Origin of the sequence: Mesorhizobium sp. M1A.F.Ca.IN.022.06.1.1 (genome assembly GCF_003952605.1) — a bacterium.
Classification (GTDB): Bacteria; Pseudomonadota; Alphaproteobacteria; order Rhizobiales; family Rhizobiaceae; genus Mesorhizobium.
This window is the reverse complement of sequence record NZ_CP034455.1, coordinates 3,458,375-3,473,081: the sequence shown is the minus strand read 5'-3', so window position 1 is coordinate 3,473,081 and position 14,707 is coordinate 3,458,375. Positions and strand designations below refer to the sequence as shown.

The following is a 14,707-nucleotide window of genomic DNA, read 5'->3' as shown; positions in this document are numbered from 1 at the left end:
GTAGCACTGTTCGCGGGCGAGACCGGGAGGCGCGAATGAAGCTTGTCACTTACAATATCCAGTATGGCATCGGCCTCGACGGCAAATACGATGTCGGCCGCATCGCCGACGCGGTGCGCGGCGCCGATGTCATCGCCCTGCAGGAAGTCACCCGCAACAACCCGCGCAACGGCGACCGCGACATGGTGGCCGAGATCGGCGAAGCGCTACCGGACTATTTTGTCGCCTATGCCAGCAATTTCGAGGTCAATATCGGCTCGCGCCTGGATGCCGGCCGCGCCGTCACCCGCACCTTCCAGCTCGGCAATATGGTGCTGTCGAAGACGCCCATTCATCTGTCGCGTAATCTCCTTCTGCCGCGCAGCCGCAGCCTGGAGCGGATGAACTTCCAGCGCGGCGCGCTGGAGGCGCTGATCGAGACGCCGCTCGGCTTCATCCGCTTCTATTCCACCCATCTCGACCACCGCAGCCCCGTCGAGCGTCAGAGCCAGATCCGTTTCCTGCGCCAGCGCCTGCTCAACTACGCGCTGGAAGGCGGCGGCCTTTCCGGCATTCCCGAAATCGGCCTGCCGGACCTGCCCTATCCGGAAGCCTTCATCGTCATGGGCGACTTCAACATGCTGCCCGGATCGCCCGAATATGTCGAACTCGCCGGACGTCCGGACCATGAATTCGGCATGCCTCTCACCGCCGATCTCGCCGTCGATGTCGCCCAGCGCCTGGAGGTTTCCGGCCTCTTCACCTGGATCGACCCCAATCGTCCCAACGATGCGGGCCGCCACAAATGCATCGACTACGTCTTCACCAGCGCTTCGCTCGCCGGCTCGCTGAAGCGCCTGTGGGCCGACCGGCAGGCGCGCGGATCGGACCACCTGCCGGTCTGGGTCGAACTGGGCTGAGTCGTCTTTGAGCGCCGACGCCTAGGCGTGTTGCTATTCAGGTCAGGCTGAGCCGAAAATGACGGCTTCCGAGAACCGGAGCGGAGCGTACTGAAAGTACGCGAGCACCGGAAGCGCAGGAAACCGTCATTTGCAGGCCGGCTTCACCTGAATTTCAACATGCCTAGAAGTGCACCCAGTTGCGCAGGCTCGTCCAGGTCTTGCGGTCCAGCCGGTAGCGCTCGACCGGCACCTGGCCGGCGACGATCGAGTTCAGCATGCCCTGGCCGGCATACTGAAAGCCGCACTTGTGGATGACGCGGCGCGATGCCGGATTGATGACCCTGGTCGAGGCATGCAGCACCTGGATCGAGGTCTTCTGGAAGGCAAGGTCGACCAGCGCGTGCGCCGCCTCGGTCGCATAGCCGCGCTTCCAGTAAGGCTCGCCGATCCAGTAGCCCAGCTCCAGCCCGCGATCGGTGGTATTCAACCCCGCGCAGCCGACGAAAGTGCCGGTGCCGGCGAGCGTCAGCGCATAGGCGATGCCGGCGCGGCGCGACGAGGCCATGGCGAGGAAGGCGCGGGCCTCGGCTTCGCCGTAAGGATGCGGCATGCGGGCCAGCATTTCGGCGACGTGACGGTTGTCGGCCAGAGCGACGAGTTGCGCGAGATCGCTCTCGCGCGGAGCGCGCATGACCAGGCGCTCGGTGGCGAGCACCGGGCAATCGATCGCGTAACTTTCGTCTTCGGTGTCTTCCGCTTCGGCAACCATTTTAGTCCTCCAGGGCAAAGAAAAATGAAAAAGGAGAGATGGAAGCCCATCTCTCCTGATCCTTTTCCTGGCCTGGCCAGACACCGGTTCCCGAGATGGGCGCCGGTGTTATGGTGCGGAACCGGCTACTCCGCTGCTTTGGTGATCGGGTTTACCGAGACGTAGGTTCGGCCGTTGGCTTTTTTGTTGAAGGTGACTGCGCCGGCTTCGAGCGCAAAAAGGGTGTGGTCCGTGCCCATGCCAACGTTGGTGCCCGGATGCCATTGCGTGCCGCGCTGACGAATGATGATGTTGCCGGCGACGACGGCTTCGCCACCGAACTTTTTCACGCCGAGACGCTTGGAGTGCGAATCGCGACCGTTGCGCGACGAACCGCCAGCTTTCTTGTGTGCCATCTAACTAACTCCGATGCGCCCTGAGGCGCTTGAATGGTCTTATGAACGCGTTCGCGTTCCGTTTCAAGTGCGTACCGGCGACGATTATCGCCGACCGTCCTTACTTCTTTTTCGCCAGCTCCTTGGCCTGCTCGCGCCAATCCTTGATCTGGTCGGCGCTGAACGGCATGTGCTCGTCGATCTTGGCGACATCCTTCTCGGTCAGCTTGGCCAGCTGCGCAAAGGTGACGATGCCCTGCTCGGCGAGATCCTTCGCCGCGACGGGACCGATGCCCTTGATCACGGTCAAATCGTCCGGCTCGCCCTTCGGTGCCTTGAACAGCGGCGCGGCCTTGGCCTCTTCGCTGGCGGGAGCTTCCTTGGGGGCGGCCTCTGCCTTGGCTTCCTTCTTGGCCTTGGCCTCCTTCGGAGCGGCTTCGGCCTTCGCCTCGGCGGCGACGTCTGCCTTGGCTTCGGGCGCCTTGGCCTCAGCCTTGGCGGTGGCCTTCTTCGACGGCTTGGCGCCGCCCAGCAGGATCTCGGAGATCCGGACGGTGGTCAGAAGCTGGCGGTGGCCGATCTTGCGGCGCGAATTCTGGCGGCGGCGCTTCTTGAAAGCGATGACGGTGCGGTTCTTGCCCTGCTCGACGACTTCCGCCGTGACCAGAGCGCCATCGACGAACGGCGCGCCGAAGGTGACATTCTCACCCTCGCCATGCGCGAGAACAGTGCCGATCTCGACGATCTCGCCGACCTTGGCTTCGACTTTCTCGATCTTGAGCAGATCGTTGGCGGCGACGCGATACTGCTTGCCGCCCGTTTTGATGACTGCGAACATTTTTTGCCTTTCGCTGTTCGGTCGGCCTCGATGAACCGCTTCAGGCGGTTCGGCCGTCTTTTTGTCAGTCTGCGGGTTCAAAAAACAAGCGGCGCGGAGAAGCCCCACGCCGGATGCGGGCTGTCCCTAACCGAAGGTCGCAAGGAAGTCAAGGCGAGCGGCCCTTGCTCCTGAGCATGCCGCGGGCCGCGCGCCGGTCCGTCGCCTCGCCGACGCTTTTTCAAGAAGCGGGAAATCGGTCGACTAGGGCCTTGTAACTGCGGCGGTCAGCCGTTATCTAGTGCGCCGCGCCGGCAACGGCCGACCATGACCTCGCGGAGAGGTGGCAGAGTGGTCGAATGCACCGCACTCGAAATGCGGCATACTCGCAAGGGTATCGGGGGTTCGAATCCCTCCCTCTCCGCCATCCTGCTTCGAGCTGCGCGCTTTCGCAGGACAAGCCTCAAATCCCTTAAGAGCGAGCGAGATAGCCTCCGAAGCCTTGGCGAAGGAGCGCGACAGTCGCCCTCAGCGATATCCGAAATAGGTCATCAGCTCCTGGGCCTCACCTGCCTCGAAACGCGAGGCGAATTCCGCAGGCAGCTTCGATCGCCAGCCGCCCCTGTAGTCGGTGATCGGTTGGTTGACCTGCGTCGAACGGCGAGCCGAATGCGCCGTGCGAACTCTTCTTGCCCTTCCCCAGACGACCGGATGCCGGTGATAGTCCAGGATGGCAGCATCGAAGGCCACATCCATGAAGCGGCATAGCCGTTCGATGGAGAGCGCAGGCGACTCGATAAAGTCCTCGTAGCGCCACAACATGGCCCCGCCCCTCTCGATGCAGAGCATCGAGGCCCTGCTGTCGGCGACCCACCTTTGGAAAGCTCTGTCGAAATCGCCCTCGTAGCGCTGCCCGAGCGATGCCACGACATCACGGCCATCGCGCGTCACCACAATGAAACGGGCGTCCGGGATCGTCTCGCGTATCTGACGGGTGTAATGAATATGCCCGGGGGTTTTCTCGACCCAGACGCTCCGGCGCGAAATCGCCGCCTCAAGCAAAAGCAAGCTTAGCTTAGTCCATCTGGCGCCTTTGTCCGAGACGAAAGCGCTTGTCTCCCGCGGAACACTGAAGACATCCGGATGCGCTGCCAATATCCGGGCGAGCAAGGTCGACCCGGTATGACCGCAACCACAGATGAATATTGAGGCCCTCGGCTTTGGAATAAGCCGTACCACACCCTTGTTCACAATTCTTGTTCCCCCGGAAAGACTTTATTCGAGCTGTTTGCCTCGAAGATTGCAACAGGAATGTTTCCACAGGAACGGCGCGGAACCACCGATCGGCGCCGTTCACATTTCAACGGCTCACCTTCGGCGATGCGCAACGAGCGCCCGCAGGGCCGCGGCACCATCGCCCGAAAATGACCGGCCGAGCATGAGCGCCAGCGTGCACGCTGGTGCGCGAGGCCGGCTTGCAGCCCTTGGACGCTGTGAGAACCATGGTCGGGGCCATCCAGGGCGCAACTTGAGAGCGGGCGTTGCGCGTCGGCTGCGGGCAATCATCGTTTGAATGCGTGATCCGGTTTGTAGGTTGGGCCGGACGAGCGTGATGCGCCGGCCGATTTTGCCTCAACCTGATCCGCCGGATTGATGCTCCGCAATCGCGCTCAAGAAGACCTCGCCGAATTCCTTGAGCTTGGCTTCGCCGACACCGTTCACCTCGGCGAAGGCAGCGAGGTCGCGCGGGCAGCGCTCGGCCATGGCGATCAGCGTGCGATCGGAGAAAACGACGTAGGCCGGGACTTGGCGTTCCTTCGCCAGGCGCAGCCGCAGCGCCTTGAGCGTGGCGAGCAGCGCGGCGTCCAGGTCTTCGGCGTCCGCCGCTGCCTGGGCCGAACGCGCCTTGTCGCGCAGGGAACGGTGCCGCGTCTCGACGCGATACTCGAAGGCGATCTCGCCGCGCCCGAGCGCGCGGCCGCTCTCGGAAATGGCAAGGCCGCCATAGCCGTCCGGGTCCGGCACCAGGTACCCGCCCGCCACAAGCTGGCGGATCAGCGACAGCCACGCGGGTCGCTTGTGCGCCGCGCCGGTGCCGAAGCTGGCAAGCCTTTGATGACCTCGGGCCAGCACTTTCTCGGTCTCGTGGCCGAGCAGGATGTCGACGATGTGCGAGGCCCCGAACCGCTCGCCGGTTTGCGCGACGGCCGAAAGGATGATGCGCGCCTCGATGCTTCCGTCCGCGCGCGGCGCCTGGCTGAGGCAGTTGTCACAATTGCCGCAAGGCGAGGCGCCTTCGCCGAAATAGCCAAGCAGGACCTGGCGCCGGCATTGCGCCGTCTCACAATAGCCGATCAGCGTGTCCAGCCGGCCATGCGAGCGCCGCCTGTGCTCCGGCGAGGCATCCTCGTCGTCGATGAACAGGCGCCGCGTGCGGATGTCGCCGAGGCCGTAGAGCATATGCGCCTCGGCCGGCCGCCCGTCGCGGCCGGCACGGCCGATCTCCTGGTAATAGGCCTCGAGGCTCGCCGGCAGGTCGGTGTGGAAGACATAGGCGACGTCCGGCTTGTCGATGCCCATGCCGAAGGCGATGGTCGCCACGATGACCACGCCGGACAGCGTCATGAAAGCGTTTTGGTTCGCGTCCCGCGCCTCCTTGCTCATGCCGGCATGGTAAGCGAGCGCGGTGACGCCGTTCTTTTCGAGGAAGGCCGCCATCTCCTCTGTCTTCCTGCGCGACAGGCAATAAACGATGCCGCTCTGTCCCGCATGGCGTTCGACGAAACGCAGCAGCTGGCGCTTGCTGTCCTGCTTCGGCTCGATGGCAAGCTTGATGTTCGGCCGGTCGAAGCCCAGCACCAGCGTGTCGACACGCTCGGCAAACAGCCGCGCCGAAATGTCGGTGCGCGTCGTTTCGTCCGCGGTCGCGGTCAGCGCGATCATCGGCACTTTCGGAAAGAGGTCCCGCAGCCGCGCAAGGTCCTCATATTCGCGCCGAAAGGCTGGCCCCCATTGCGAGATGCAATGCGCCTCGTCGACGGCGATCAGCCGGATGTGGAGCCTGGCCAACGCGTCGAGCATCCGCTCGGTCATCAGCCGCTCCGGCGCCAGATAGAGCAGACGCGTCTGGCCCGAGGCGACGCGGCGCCACGCCGCGACATTGGCATCGCGATCGAGCGAGGAGTTGATCGTATCGGCGGCGACGCCGGCGAGCCGCAGCGCCGCGACCTGGTCCTGCATCAGCGCCACCAGCGGCGAGACGACGATGGTGAGCCCGCCAAGGACCAGCGCCGGAACCTGGTAGCAGAGCGACTTGCCGGCGCCGGTCGGCATGACCGCCAGCACGTGCCGGCCGCACAGCAGCGCCTCTATCACCTCGGCCTGACCGGGTCGAAAATCGTCGAAGCCGAACACGTCCTTCAGCACGCGCCGCTTCGGATCGCGCCCCTCCGCCGCAATGCCCGCCACCGATGCCCGCCCCGCCATCGCGTTTTGCATTTGAGAGTGATTCCCGGTTTCGGCTGAGGTCACGTTCTTAAGGCGCGGATCGCCCGAACGCCATCGCAACCCGTGCTGTACGCCGTTTTTGCCTGCCGGCGCCGCCGTCTCTGCCGGAGGTGTCGGCTCCTCCCTGCGCCGCAACCCGGCGATACCGAGATGGCAGGGCAAGGCGGTCGGCAGTGCCCACTGAGCCGAGGTTAGCAAAGGCAGGGCGCGTTAGACTCCAAGCCGGCTCCATAGATCCGCAATCAATTTTCGCAGCCCGGCAGCCCGGGGTTCCCCCGGTCGGATTTCGGCCAGCGCGATGCCGCTCTCGCCCGCAATGGCATAGAGCAGCCAGGTCCGGCCATCCTCCTCGAAAATGGCCGGATCGCGCAGCCCGTTCTCCTTGCTTCTTGCCACGCCCGCCTTGCTGCGGCGAACCGGCAGGCCGGCGCCCTCGTAGTCGGTGCCGGGTCTCAGCAATTCGGTCCTGCCGCGCACGACCCAGCGCCGCCAGTCCTTGGAAAGGTCGATGCTGCCGTAAATCACGCGCTCCGGCGCGTCGCCCTTGCGCGTATAATAGACAATCAGCGAATCCCCGTTCTTCTGCACCGCCACATGCCGCGGCCGAACCCGGCTCGAGCCCGGCAGCACGACCGGCCCTTCCTCGAAACCGGAAAGACCATCGATAGATCGGCGAAGCCTGATACTGCCGGTGCCCAAAAGCCCATACCACCAGCCGTCATGCCGAAAGATCCGCGCATAGAACGGCCCTAGCGCCTGGGGACTGGGGTTGAAGCAAAGGCCGTCGACCGATGTCGCCGCAAAGGTCGTCTGCTCGCGGCCATGTCGCTCGGGGCCGTGAAAATACATGACGATGCGTCGGGTCTGCTCGTCGACATGCACGTCGGGAGAGGCGATGTGATCCCTCAGAAAAGGACATTCGCCAAGCGAAAGCACGCCGCCCGGGTGAACGCTCCAAGGACCCTGCAGCGTATCTGAATAGGCTAGGCGGATGTAGGTGCCGTTGTGATGCGCGAAATAGAGGTGATACGTTGCGAGCCGGCCGGTCGCCCACGCCGGCATCCTCACCAGCGATGGGCCGTTTATGCTGGCTCCCTCATCGCCCGGCAGCATATCGGGCGTAATCAACGGTCCTCGCCGTTCGGCTGAAAGGCCGAGCATCGACGTCATGCGTTTGCCCACTCCGGCATGTCATAGCCGAACTCGTCACAGAACCCTCTCAGCCGGGCGAGGAAGGCGGCGGGCAGGGCTTTGAGATAGGCAAGTATTCCTCGTTCCGTTCCCACTTCTTGAGCGATGTTGCCCGTATCGGGTTGCCGGCATCCTCGCTGAAGCGGATACGCGGCCTGAGGTCGAATGCTCGCGCGATCCTCTCCTGGACCTCGTCCGGCCGAGCGATCATGTCCTCGTAACGGACATAGACGATCGCGCGCTCCGGCTGCGCCTTTCTCAGCCGCAGCAAGGCCTCGTACTCGGCCAGCCAGCGTTCGGAGGTGACATGGAACCGGCGCTCCGCCCTGCCTTCCGGATGCGAGCTGGTGAGCACGTCGAAAGGATGGCGAACGCAATAGATCAGGCCAATGGCGGCGGGCAATTTCGCCAGATGCATATGACCCCGATCCGTGCGCTTGACGACAAGGTTGGATTCGGAGCGGTCCAACATATCCAGCTGGGTGTATTTCGCTTCGGCTCGATGGACGAAGGTGTCCTCGAAACACCCCATCAGGCGCTGGGTCAGCGTCGTGCCGCTGCGCGCGCAACCGGCAATGAATATCTTCTTGTAAGGCGCCGAGCGTCCAGCAAACCAAAGCCGCCACAGCCGCTTCACATCCAGCGCCAAGCGCCGAACCTCTCTGATCGGCCGCCTGATGGCCTTGCGCAAAAAGGCTTCTGATTTTCGTGCGACGTCCATTTCCGACTTCCGCTCCCGCCGGCTTAGTTCATCCGTTGCCAAAGCTGCGGCGCGCCGTCTCTTTGGCCGATATGCCGGCAGAGTGCCAGTCCTCTTCGTTAAACCTATCTTCACCATGTTGCGGCACCGTTGTCGTCCTGCGGCAATGTTTGAGTACCGCGGCGGCGCCACCTGCGCCCAGGCAACAAACCCGCGCCTCACGGCGCGGGTTTTTCTTTGGCAACAGGAATATCGCTATAGGAAGTCGGCCCGATAAGGCGCAAAACTGTCGACCAGCCGCCCCGCTTCCAGCGCCCTGACGCCGTGCACCAGGTTGGACGGCACGATGAAGCTGCTTCCCGCTGCCAGGATCTCTGACTTGTCGTCGATGGTGACTTCGAAGCGGCCTTCGGCGACATAGCTTGCCTGGACGTGCGGATGCGAATGCAGCGCGCCGAGGCCGCCCTTGTCAAAGGCGAATTCGACCATCATCAGTTCGGCCGTGTGCACCAGCACGCGCCGTCTGTTGCCGTCGGGCGTCGGCTCCCAGGCTTTTTCGCCGGCATGTGAAAAGAGAGGCGTCATCGCTTAACTTCCGTTCGAATTGGCAGAATGGTCACCGCGCCAGCCAGCCGCCGTCCACCGGCATCACCGCGCCATGCATGTAGTCCGACGCGGGCGCGAGCAGGAAAACGGCCGCGTCGCCGATGTCGTCCGGCCGGCCCCAGCGCCCCGCGGGAATGCGTCCGAGGATGGCGGCGCTGCGGTCGGGGTCGGCGCGCAAGGCTTCGGTGTTGTTGGTTTCGATATAGCCCGGCGCGATGCCGTTGACGTTTATGCCTTTCGCCGCCCATTCGCAGGCGAGCAGCCTCGTGAGGCCAAGCACACCATGTTTCGAAGCGGTGTAGGAGGCGACGCGGATGCCGCCCTGGAAGCTCAGCACCGAGCCTATGTTGACGATCTTGCCGCGCCGCCCGGGCTCGGCCAGCACGCGTCTGGCAAAACTCTGGCAAAGCCGGAAGACCGTCTTCAAATTGATGTCCATCACCTCGTCCCAGTCGGCTTCGGTCAGATCGACCGCGTCGGCGCGTCGTATGATGCCGGCATTGTTGACCAAGCCGTCGAGCGGTCCCTTCTCGTCCCATATCCGGTCGAGCATGACGGCAGCCGCAGCAGAATCGCCGAGATCGGCGGCCACGGTTTCGAACTGGCCACCAATGGCCGCGATCTTCTCCGCGGTTTCATCCATCGCCGAGCGCCCGACGCCGATGACGGCGCCGCCGGCGCGCGCGACCGACACTGCAATGCCTTGGCCGATGCCGGTGTTGGCGCCGGTTACGAGGATGCGATTTCCCGCAAGGCTGAAGGCGAAAAGCTCGCTCACTTGAGCTGGTCCATCGCCACCTGGTCGACGTCGATATGGTCGACATTGTCGCCGGCCATGGCCCAGATGAAAGCGCCGGTGTGTGTCTGGTCCATCTCTACCTTGCTCGAATGATTATCCGGTCGACGCAGCCGCCACGGACTTTGCGTAATAGGCCTGCCGCGCCTGCAGGCGCTCGCGGTAGCGCTGCTGGCTGGAGGTGAGATGTGCCCGCATCGCCTCGCGCGCGGCGTTGGCGTCGCCCGCCGAAATCGCGTTGAGGATCACCAGATGCTCGCGCTGCAGGCCGCGCTGGTACTCGTCGGACTGGACGAGCTCGGCCGACCAGGGCGAGGTGACGTCGCAGGGGATGGCGCGGCGGCCGAGCACGTCGAGCATCTCGACATAGAACGGGTTATTGGTGGCGCTGGCGATTGCCCTATGGAAGGCGAGATCCGCCGGACCGGTCGGCTGGCTGGCGAGCAGAAGCCGCTCGAACTCGAAGAAAGCCTCCTGGATCGCCGCCTCTTGCGCCGCGTTGCGGCGGATGGCGGCAAGGCCGGCCGATTCGATCTCGATCGCCAGCCGCACCTCGAGCACGTTGAGCGCGATCGAATCCTTGGCGCCCATATCGGCGGCTAAAACGCCGAGCGTGGTGGAGATGTGTTCGGTTACGAAGACGCCGGCGCCCTGCCGCGCCTCGACGAGACCGTCGGCGGCAAGCTTTGCCAGCGCCTCGCGAATGACGGTGCGGCTGACGCCAAAGGTTTCCGTGAGCTGCCCTTCGGTCGGCAGCTTGTGCCCGGGCGGGATCTCGCCCGCCAACAGCTGCTTGCGGATCGCCGCGACCACCGTTTCCGACAGCTTCGGCTTCCGTTCGACCCTGAGATCCGTCATGGGCCCGGCCACCGTCGCACTCCTCTATCTGAACGCCCTATTTGAGGACGCCTACTTGAAGACACTTGGCAACCACAGCGAGATCGCGGGAATATACGTCACCAGCGCCAGAACCACGATACCCGCGCCTTAGAACGGCCAGTTCGAGCGTATCGCTTCCCAGACCGTGATCTTGCCGAACTTCATGCCCTTCAAATCCTGGCGCCCGGCTCAGAGCCGGTACGCCTTCTTGGCAAGCGTGTAGGCAAGCTCGCGCGCCAGCTCATGCGCTTCCTCCTCGCGCAGCCGATGTTCGGCGACGAGCCGCGCCAGGAAGGCGCAGTCGACACGCCGCGCGACGTCGTGGCGCGCCGGGATCGATGGAAAGGCGCGCGTGTCGTCGTTGAAGCCGACCGTATTGTAGAAGCCCGCCGTCTCGGTGGTCATTTCGCGGAAGCGGCGCATGCCTTCCGGGCTGTCGTGGAACCACCAGGCCGGCCCAAGCTTCAGCGCCGGATAGACGCCGGCGAGCGGCGCCAGCTCGCGCGCATAGCTCGTCTCGTCGAGCGTGAACAGGATGATCGTCAGGTCACGCTCCAGCCCGACGCAGTCGAGCAGCGGCTTCAGCGCCGTCACATAGTCGGTCCGGGTCGGGATATCGAAGCCCTTGTCGCGGCCGAATTTCTGGAAAACAGCCGGCGAATGATTGCGCCACGACCCGGGATGGATCTGCATTACCAGCCCGTCGTCGCGGCTCATCTTGGCCATCTCGGTCAGCATCTGGGCGCGGAACAGTTTTCGCTCGCGCTCGTCTTCCGAGCCGCGGCGGATGCTGTCGAACAGTTCCTGCGCCGCCGTGTCGGAAAGATTGGCGGTGTCGGCGGTCGGATGGCCGTGATCGGACGAGGTGGCGCCGAATTCCTTGAAATAGGCGCGGCGTTTTCGGTGCGCCTCGAGATAGCCGGCCCATGTGCCGGTGTCGCATCCGGTGATTTCGCCCAGGCGATCGAGATTGGCTAGAAACCCTTCGAAATCGGGATCGACCACGGCGTCCGGCCGGTAGGCGGTAACGACGCGGCCCTGCCAACCGCTGTCACGGATCATCCGATGCCATTTGAGATCGTCGAGCGCCCCTTCGGTGGTGGCGATCACCTCGATGTTGAAGCGCTCGAACAGCGCCCGCGGCCGATAGTCGGCGCGCTGAAGAAGCGCGGCGATCGTGTCGTAGCACCGATCAGCGGTGCTGGCGTTGAGCGGTTCGTCGATGCCGAACAGGTGCTCGAACACATGGTCGAGCCAGAGCCGGGTCGGCGTGCCGCGGAAGAGATAGTAATGCTCGGCAAAGCGCCGCCAGATCGTTCTGCCGTCGGTCTCGACCGGCGCTCCGTCGAGCGTCGGCACGCCGAGCTTTTCCAGCGGCACGCCCTGGCTGAACAGCATGCGGAAAATGTAGTGGTCCGGGACGATCAGGAGCTGCGCGGGGTCGGGAAAGGGCTCGTTGAGCGCATACCAGCGCGGGTCCGTGTGGCCATGCGGGCTGACGATCGGCAGGTCCTTGACCCCTGCATGAAGGGCGCGAGCCAGCGTTCGCGTTTCCGGCGCGAACAACAGGTCCGGATCAGTCAATGCAGCCACTTCGCTCCTCCCAGGCTGCCCCATTGGTGGATTAGCAAACAACATTGTCAACATACAAAAACCAGCCAGTTGTATGATGACTTTTGCATAAGGCCCGGCCATTGTACCGGGCAGCGGCGGGTGCTACGCCGCTGCCGCCATTCCTGCCAGGCTCGACGCGCCAATCGGAGACTTCAAACCAATGAACAGCCGTCTGTCGAACGCCTCGATCGCGCAGCTGCCGGGCGCAATCGCCGTACCCCGCTACGATCGCGGCGCCGTGACGCCCGGCATCGTCCATCTCGGCGTCGGCGCCTTCCATCGCGCTCATCAGGCGGCCTATGTCGACGCCGTCCTGGCGGATGGCGATACAGGTTGGGGCATCATTGGCGTCTCGCTGCGCAGTCCCGATACACGCGATGCGCTGTCGCCGCAGGACGGTCTCTACACGCTGGCGGTGAGGGAAAGCGCCGGCGAGCAGTTGCAGATCATCGGCTCGATCGTGTCGTTGCTGGTGGCGCCCGAAGATCCGGACGCCGTGCTTACCGCGCTCACCGATCCGCGCACCCGCATCGTCACGCTGACCATCACCGAAAAGGCCTATCTGAGGGCCGCCGACGGCAGCCTCGACGAAACTCATCCCGATATCGTCCACGATCTGGGAAACCCCGGATCGCCCAGGACGGCGCATGGTTTTCTGGCCGAGGCGCTTGCGCGCCGCCGCGCCGCCGGCACGCCGCCCTTCACGGTGCTGTGCTGCGACAACCTTCCGGCCAACGGCGCCACGCTGCACAAGCTGTTGCTCGAGTTTGCCAAGCTGCGCGACTTACGACTTGCTCGACAGGGCGATGCCGGGCTCGCTCGACAGGACGATACCGAACTCGCCCGCCATGTCGCCAACGAAGTGGCCTTCCCGTCTTCCATGGTCGACCGCATCGTGCCGGCGACCACCGACTCCCACCGCGCCCGCATCGCCGGCGAGCTTGGTCTCGAGGATGCCTGGCCGGTGATGACCGAGCCGTTCTGCCAATGGGTGATTGAGGATCGTTTCCCCACCGGGCGGCCGGCCTGGGAGAAATTCGGCGTCACCATGGTCGAGCATGTCGGTCCCTTCGAGGACATGAAGCTGAGACTGCTCAACGGCGCGCATTCCGGCATCGCCTATCTAGGGCTGCTCAGCGGCCACGCGACCGTCGACCGCGCCTTCGCCGACCCGTCGATCCGACGGTTTGTCGACGCATTGTGGGCCGAAGCCGTGCCGACGCTGCCCCAGGATGCAGGCCTTGATACCGCCGCCTACACCGCCGAGCTCGCCCAGCGCTTCTCCAACACCGCGCTTGCTCATCGCACCGCGCAAATCGCTAATGATGGCAGCCAGAAGCTGCCGCAGCGCATCGTCGCTTCCGCGCTTGCCCGGCTGGAGGCGGGCCTGCTGCCGGAACATCTGTCGCTGGTTGTCGCCGCCTGGATCGCCGCATGCTCCGCGCGCGGTGGCAGCTTGCCCGAGGGTCATTTCACCGACCCGCTCGACGACGCCCTCAGCAACCTGTTCGGCCGCAATCTGCCGGCGGCAACAATGGCCGAGGCCGTGTTCGACCTCGCCGGCTTTGCCAAAGATCATCCGGAGCGACAGAAATTGATCGAGTTTGTCGCGACGCATCTCGTCCATTTCAAGCAGGGCGGTCCGAAGCTGGCTCTCGCGGCGCTCGGCATCGGCAAGGAACCGCCCCGGCTGGCCGAGTAGCGCGTCTCTGAACCGAGACTACTCGCCCGACTCGTTCACGACCTGCCGTGCGGCAGAGTAGGCCCCGTCCAGAACAGGCGCACTGCCTTGCCAACGAGATTGCCGTACGGCACCGTGCCGGTGAAGCGGCTGTCGGCCAAATTGTCGCGATTGTCGCCGAGCATGAAATATTCATCAGGCGGCACGACGATTTCCGGCGTGTCGTCGCCTGCCGAACTCGTGTCGGGGTCGATCACCCAAACAAGAAGATAGAGCGGCTCGCCGTTTGCATGAAACCGCAAGACACCCTGACAAGCAGGCGAACTGTCTCCCAAACGAGAAAACGGGCAAACGAGGCAAACAAAAAAGCGGGGCAAGCCCGCGGGGGCAAGCCCGCTCTCTTTCAGTCCATCCTAAGATGCCGCCGTCAGGCCGGCAGCAGCGCGCCTTCCAACGTGGTGAGCTGGCTGAGAAACTGCTCTGCCTTGCTGCGGGCCTCGTCGTCCATGGCGTCGGCAGCGTCTTCCCTGGCTTCCTGGATACGGCGGGCGAGATCAGCGCGATCGATGTCGCCGACGGCGACCGCCGATTCGGCCAGCAGCGTGCAGCCGGAGGGCAGGATGTCGGCGAAGCCGCCGAACACGACGTAGCGCTCTTCCTTGCCTGCCGCTGTTTTCACCGTGACGACGCCAGGCTTGATCGTGGTCATGACCGGAGCGTGCTGCGCCATCACGGTCATTTCGCCTTCGGCGCCCGGGATGACGACGGACTCGACCTGCTCGGAAACGAGCAGCCGCTCCGGCGAGACCAGTTCGAACTTGAAAGCTTCAGCCATGCCAATCTAGCGAGTAGGGAATAGCGAGTAGCGAGTAGTGAAAAACTCGGCCGGCCC

At 64.2% G+C, this 14,707-nt stretch carries 14 protein-coding genes, 1 tRNA gene and 1 pseudogene; 3 read left to right on the top strand and 13 right to left on the bottom strand.

The window, feature by feature from the left end; all coding sequences use genetic code 11:
- Positions 1 to 35 precede the first annotated feature (35 nt).
- Positions 36 to 899, top strand: a complete 864-nt coding sequence (locus tag EJ078_RS16575; protein ID WP_095824117.1) for an endonuclease/exonuclease/phosphatase family protein — start codon at positions 36 to 38, stop codon at positions 897 to 899.
- Positions 900 to 1,062: 163 nt separating this feature from the next.
- On the opposite strand, the gene EJ078_RS16570 is transcribed toward EJ078_RS16575, so the two are convergent.
- The 3 genes from EJ078_RS16570 to rplU all read right to left on the bottom strand — a co-directional run bounded on the left by EJ078_RS16570 (position 1,063) and on the right by rplU (position 2,862).
- Positions 1,063 to 1,650 (bottom strand): GNAT family protein, encoded by a 588-nt coding sequence (locus tag EJ078_RS16570; RefSeq protein ID WP_067001577.1) that lies wholly within the window; start codon positions 1,648 to 1,650, stop codon positions 1,063 to 1,065.
- A gap of 125 nt (positions 1,651 to 1,775) precedes the next feature.
- The gene (gene rpmA / locus EJ078_RS16565; protein WP_040991608.1) at positions 1,776 to 2,045 is read right to left on the bottom strand and encodes a 50S ribosomal protein L27; all 270 of its coding nucleotides are present in this window, start codon (positions 2,043 to 2,045) and stop codon (positions 1,776 to 1,778) included.
- A 100-nt stretch (positions 2,046 to 2,145) separates the two neighbouring features.
- Positions 2,146 to 2,862, bottom strand: coding sequence for a 50S ribosomal protein L21 (gene rplU / locus EJ078_RS16560; protein ID WP_067001574.1), 717 nt, complete (start codon positions 2,860 to 2,862; stop codon positions 2,146 to 2,148).
- A 316-nt stretch (positions 2,863 to 3,178) separates the two neighbouring features.
- On the opposite strand from rplU, the gene EJ078_RS16555 reads away from it, so the two are divergent.
- A tRNA-Ser gene (locus EJ078_RS16555) sits at positions 3,179 to 3,268 on the top strand.
- A gap of 101 nt (positions 3,269 to 3,369) precedes the next feature.
- Here EJ078_RS16555 and EJ078_RS16550 read toward each other — a convergent pair.
- The 8 genes from EJ078_RS16550 to uxaC form a co-directional block, all read right to left on the bottom strand.
- Positions 3,370 to 4,092, bottom strand: coding sequence for a sulfotransferase (locus EJ078_RS16550; RefSeq protein ID WP_164746618.1), 723 nt, complete (start codon positions 4,090 to 4,092; stop codon positions 3,370 to 3,372).
- Positions 4,093 to 4,473: 381 nt separating this feature from the next.
- The gene (gene recQ / locus EJ078_RS16545) at positions 4,474 to 6,339 is read right to left on the bottom strand and encodes a DNA helicase RecQ (RefSeq protein WP_245458853.1); all 1,866 of its coding nucleotides are present in this window, start codon (positions 6,337 to 6,339) and stop codon (positions 4,474 to 4,476) included.
- A gap of 219 nt (positions 6,340 to 6,558) precedes the next feature.
- Positions 6,559 to 7,518 carry a hypothetical protein gene (locus EJ078_RS16540; protein WP_208720741.1) on the bottom strand — a complete coding sequence of 320 codons (960 nt, stop codon included), beginning with the start codon at positions 7,516 to 7,518 and terminating at the stop codon, positions 6,559 to 6,561.
- A gap of 49 nt (positions 7,519 to 7,567) precedes the next feature.
- Positions 7,568 to 8,260, bottom strand: a complete 693-nt coding sequence (locus EJ078_RS16535) for a sulfotransferase (protein ID WP_245458851.1) — start codon at positions 8,258 to 8,260, stop codon at positions 7,568 to 7,570.
- 234 nt (positions 8,261 to 8,494) lie between these two features.
- Positions 8,495 to 8,824: a cupin domain-containing protein gene (locus EJ078_RS16530; RefSeq protein WP_127214120.1), complete on the bottom strand. Its 330-nt coding sequence runs from the start codon at positions 8,822 to 8,824 to the stop codon at positions 8,495 to 8,497.
- A gap of 31 nt (positions 8,825 to 8,855) precedes the next feature.
- A complete protein-coding gene (kduD, locus tag EJ078_RS16525; protein ID WP_127214118.1) occupies positions 8,856 to 9,623 on the bottom strand; it encodes a 2-dehydro-3-deoxy-D-gluconate 5-dehydrogenase KduD in 768 nt (255 codons plus the stop codon).
- A gap of 114 nt (positions 9,624 to 9,737) precedes the next feature.
- On the bottom strand, positions 9,738 to 10,499 hold the full coding sequence (locus EJ078_RS16520; protein ID WP_082953895.1) for a FadR/GntR family transcriptional regulator: 762 nt from the start codon (positions 10,497 to 10,499) through the stop codon (positions 9,738 to 9,740).
- 210 nt (positions 10,500 to 10,709) lie between these two features.
- Positions 10,710 to 12,113 carry a glucuronate isomerase gene (gene uxaC / locus EJ078_RS16515; RefSeq protein WP_127214116.1) on the bottom strand — a complete coding sequence of 468 codons (1,404 nt, stop codon included), beginning with the start codon at positions 12,111 to 12,113 and terminating at the stop codon, positions 10,710 to 10,712.
- Between the two features lie 181 nt (positions 12,114 to 12,294).
- Between uxaC and EJ078_RS16510 the strand changes: the two genes are divergently transcribed.
- Complete coding sequence (locus EJ078_RS16510) at positions 12,295 to 13,836, top strand: mannitol dehydrogenase family protein (RefSeq protein ID WP_127214114.1); 1,542 nt, start codon at positions 12,295 to 12,297, stop codon at positions 13,834 to 13,836.
- 35 nt (positions 13,837 to 13,871) lie between these two features.
- Here EJ078_RS16510 and lepB read toward each other — a convergent pair.
- Positions 13,872 to 14,054 (bottom strand): annotated as a pseudogene (gene lepB / locus EJ078_RS16505) (signal peptidase I); the annotation flags it as partial.
- 188 nt (positions 14,055 to 14,242) lie between these two features.
- Complete coding sequence (locus EJ078_RS16500; protein WP_208720740.1) at positions 14,243 to 14,650, bottom strand: F0F1 ATP synthase subunit epsilon; 408 nt, start codon at positions 14,648 to 14,650, stop codon at positions 14,243 to 14,245.
- Positions 14,651 to 14,707 lie beyond the last annotated feature (57 nt).

Bases quoted from the DNA above. Each gene is read 5' to 3' on its own strand.
- EJ078_RS16575 (WP_095824117.1), top strand. From the start codon at position 36: ATGAAGCTTGTCACTTACAATATCCAGTATGGCATCGGCCTCGACGGC.
- EJ078_RS16570 (WP_067001577.1), bottom strand. From the start codon at position 1,650: ATGGTTGCCGAAGCGGAAGACACCGAAGACGAAAGTTACGCGATCGAT.
- rpmA (WP_040991608.1), bottom strand. From the start codon at position 2,045: ATGGCACACAAGAAAGCTGGCGGTTCGTCGCGCAACGGTCGCGATTCG.
- rplU (WP_067001574.1), bottom strand. From the start codon at position 2,862: ATGTTCGCAGTCATCAAAACGGGCGGCAAGCAGTATCGCGTCGCCGCC.
- recQ (WP_245458853.1), bottom strand. From the start codon at position 6,339: ATGCAAAACGCGATGGCGGGGCGGGCATCGGTGGCGGGCATTGCGGCG.
- EJ078_RS16540 (WP_208720741.1), bottom strand. From the start codon at position 7,518: ATGACGTCGATGCTCGGCCTTTCAGCCGAACGGCGAGGACCGTTGATT.
- EJ078_RS16535 (WP_245458851.1), bottom strand. From the start codon at position 8,260: ATGGACGTCGCACGAAAATCAGAAGCCTTTTTGCGCAAGGCCATCAGG.
- EJ078_RS16530 (WP_127214120.1), bottom strand. From the start codon at position 8,824: ATGACGCCTCTCTTTTCACATGCCGGCGAAAAAGCCTGGGAGCCGACG.
- EJ078_RS16520 (WP_082953895.1), bottom strand. From the start codon at position 10,499: ATGACGGATCTCAGGGTCGAACGGAAGCCGAAGCTGTCGGAAACGGTG.
- EJ078_RS16510 (WP_127214114.1), top strand. From the start codon at position 12,295: ATGAACAGCCGTCTGTCGAACGCCTCGATCGCGCAGCTGCCGGGCGCA.
- EJ078_RS16500 (WP_208720740.1), bottom strand. From the start codon at position 14,650: ATGGCTGAAGCTTTCAAGTTCGAACTGGTCTCGCCGGAGCGGCTGCTC.